This is a genomic window from Brevundimonas sp. CURTG3B2_SDJG (assembly GCF_057364705.1).
This window is the reverse complement of record NZ_JBNFOJ010000312.1, coordinates 1-3,152: the sequence shown is the minus strand read 5'-3', so window position 1 is coordinate 3,152 and position 3,152 is coordinate 1. Positions and strand designations below refer to the sequence as shown.

Sequence of the window (3,152 nt, the reverse complement as noted above, 5' to 3'; positions counted from 1 at the left end):
CGCCATGCCTCGGCCACCCCAGCCGGGATTGATCCCCGTCCCCCGCCAGCGTCGCCCCGCCGGCGCGGGCGCTGGCCGCCATCCGTTCGGCGTAGGCGCCGCCCAGGGCCGCGGGCTCGAAGTAGTTGTTGATGGAGATGACGTTCTTGCCGGATTCCAGCAGGCGGCGGACGTCCGCGTCGTGCCCGTCGTACGGCGCCGACAGCATCGGGCAGTGCAGGACCACGTCGGCCTCCAGCGCCAGGATCTCGTCGATCGAACGGGTCGCCGTCACGCCCGTGAAGGGCCGCCGCGCGATGTCGCCCGCATCCCGTCCCGCCTTGGCCTCGCCGTAGACGAACAGCCCGGCCAGTTCGAACCGCGGGTCGTCCAGCACGGCCCTAAGGCACGTCCGGCCCATGGAGCCGGTCGCCCACTGGATCACGCGGATCGGTCTGCTCATGCGGCGGCTTCCAGACACTGAGGATGTCGAAGCGATACCCTTAAAGTCCAGAAACGCAAGCCATTGCCAAGCCGTTCCGGATCGATAGTATGCTTACGCAAGTTTCAGGACCGCGTTTTGGGGAGACGCCAGATGGCCGAGCCGCCCTTCTTTCAAGCCCTTATGAAGTCGGCGAATTTCTACGGCCGTTTCGCGCCGTCCTTCACGCGGATCGGCTACGTCGCCCGCGGCCTGCCCTTTCGGCCGGTGCGGGCGGATTACGGCGGGCAGGTCTGGCTGGTCACCGGGGCCACCGGCGGCCTGGGCCGCGCGACGGCCCTGAAGGCGGTTCGCAAGGGGGCCGCCGTGCTGGCGGTCGGGCGCAACACGACGGCGCTGGAAAACCCTGCAGGCCGAGGCGGCCGGCGCGCCGGGAACGATCGTCCCCGTCCTCTGCGATCTGTCGTCGATGAAGGCCGTCGCGGCCCTGGCCGACCGCCCCGAGCTGGCCGGCGTCCGGATCGACGTCCTGGTCAACAACGTCGGCTTGCTGATGCGGTCGTTTCAGCCCACGCCCGAGGGCCTGGAGACCTCCTACGCCACCAACCTGCTGGGCCACTACGTCCTGACCGAGCGGCTGCGCGAACGGGGCCTGCTCAAGGATGGCGTCGTCATCCTGAACGTCGTCTCGGGCGGCCTCTACAACCTGCCCCTGAACAAATCGATGCTGAACATCCCCGAGGAGCGGTTCAACGGCTTCGCCGCCTACGCCTCGCACAAGCGCGCCCAGCTGGCCCTGACCGAGCACTGGCGGGCCGCCTTCGCCGACATCGGCGCCCGGACCTACGCGGTCCATCCGGGCTGGGCGGACACCGCCGGAGTGAAGACCTCGCTGCCGAAGTTCCGCAGAATCCTGGCCCCCGTCCTGCGCAACGACGCCGAGGGCGCCGACACCATCGACTGGCTGGCGGCCACCCGTCCGCCGGAGGTGGTCGACGAGATCTGGTTCGATCGCAAGCCGCGCACCGCCCACGCCTATCCCAAGACGCGCGAGACGCGCACGACCCCGGCGGACATCGTGGCTTTCCTGGACCGGGATCGGCAGGCGCTGGCCGCCTGACCCGGTCGCCCGGGCGGCGCCCTTGAAAGCGCCGCCGCGAGGTGGTCAGACCGGGGCATGGACACTCCGAACGACGCCCTGGCCGGCTGGCGCTTCTGGATCGACCGGGGCGGCACCTTCACCGACATCGTGGCCCGGGCGCCGGACGGGCGGCTAAGCACCCGCAAGCTGCTGTCCGACAATCCCGAGCAGTACGCCGACGCCGCGGTGGAGGGCATCCGCCGCACGCTCGGGGCCCAGGCCGGCCCCCTGCCCGCGGGCCAGGTCGAGGGCGTGCGGATGGGCACGACCGTCGCCACCAACGCCCTCTTGGAGCGCAAGGGCGAGCCGACGGCCCTGGCGATCACCCGCGGCTTCGGCGACGCCCTAAGGATCGGCTGGCAGAGCCGGCCCGACCTCTTCGCCCGCCACATCCGTCCGACCGACCAGCTCTACGACCGGGTGATCGAGGTCGACGAACGAATGCGGGTCGACGGGGCTGTGGACAAGCCTGTGGATATCCTGGGGGCAAGGCGGGCGCTGGCGGCCGCCCGGGCCGAAGGTTTCCGCGCCGTCGCCATCGCCCTGGTCCACGGCTGGCGCTTCCCGGATCACGAGCGCCAGGTGGCGGACCTCGCCCGCGAGCTGGGGTTCGAGCAGATCTCCGTCAGCCACGAGGTGGGCGCGCTGATCAAGCTGGTCGGGCGCGGCGACACCACCGTCGCCGACGCCTATCTGTCGCCGATCCTGCGAGCCTATGTGGACCGGGTCGGCGCCGACCTGGGCGAGGCGACGCCCTTGATGTTCATGCAATCCAACGGCGGGCTGACGGCGGCGGGCGCCTTCCGGGGCAAGGACGCCATCCTGTCGGGCCCCGCCGGCGGCGTGGTCGGCATGGCCGAGACGGCGAAGGCCGCCGGATTCGACCGGGTCATCGGCTTCGACATGGGCGGCACCTCCACCGACGTCTCCCATTTCGCCGGCGAGTACGAACGAACGTCCGACGCCGTGGTCGCCGGCGTGCGGCTGCGCGCGCCGATGCTGTCGATCCACACGGTCGCGGCCGGCGGCGGCTCGATCTGCCGCTTCGACGGCGCGCGGCTCAGGGTCGGGCCGGAATCCGCCGGCGCGGTCCCCGGCCCCGGGCCTATCGGCGCGGCGGCCCCCTGACGGTGACCGACTGCAACGTCATGCTGGGCAAGCTGCGGCCCGAGTTCTTCCCGGCGGTGTTCGGCCCCGACGGGGACCAGCCTCTGGACGCCGACGCCGTCCGCGACGGGTTCGAAACCCTGGCCGCCGAGGTCTCGGCGGCGACCGGGCGCGAGACGACGGCCATGACCCTGGCCGAGGGCTTCGTCACCATCGCGGTCCAGAACATGGCCGAGGCGATCAAGTCGATCTCGATCCAGCGCGGCTACGACGTGACCCGCTACGTGCTGAACTGCTTCGGCGGCGCGGGCGGTCAGCACGCCTGCCTGGTGGCCGACGCCCTGGGCATGAACAAGGTCCTGCTGCACCCGTTCGCGGGCGTGCTGTCGGCCTATGGCATGGGTCTGGCCGAAGTCCGCGCCATCCGGGCAGGCGACCGCGGCCGCCCCGCTCGAAGCCGCCCCGCCGACGCGCAGCTCGCTC

At 71.4% G+C, this 3,152-nt stretch carries 1 protein-coding gene and 2 pseudogenes; 2 read left to right on the top strand and 1 reads right to left on the bottom strand.

Annotated features, from left to right (window positions below):
• Window positions 1-442: pseudogene (locus AC2W7C_RS15695) on the bottom strand (hypothetical protein); the annotation flags it as partial.
• Window positions 443-827: 385 nt separating this feature from the next.
• Here AC2W7C_RS15695 and AC2W7C_RS15690 point away from each other — a divergent pair.
• Window positions 828-1,541 (top strand): SDR family NAD(P)-dependent oxidoreductase, encoded by a 714-nt coding sequence (locus AC2W7C_RS15690; protein WP_486002237.1) that lies wholly within the window; start codon window positions 828-830, stop codon window positions 1,539-1,541.
• A gap of 57 nt (window positions 1,542-1,598) precedes the next feature.
• Window positions 1,599-3,152: pseudogene (locus AC2W7C_RS15685) on the top strand (hydantoinase/oxoprolinase family protein); the annotation flags it as partial.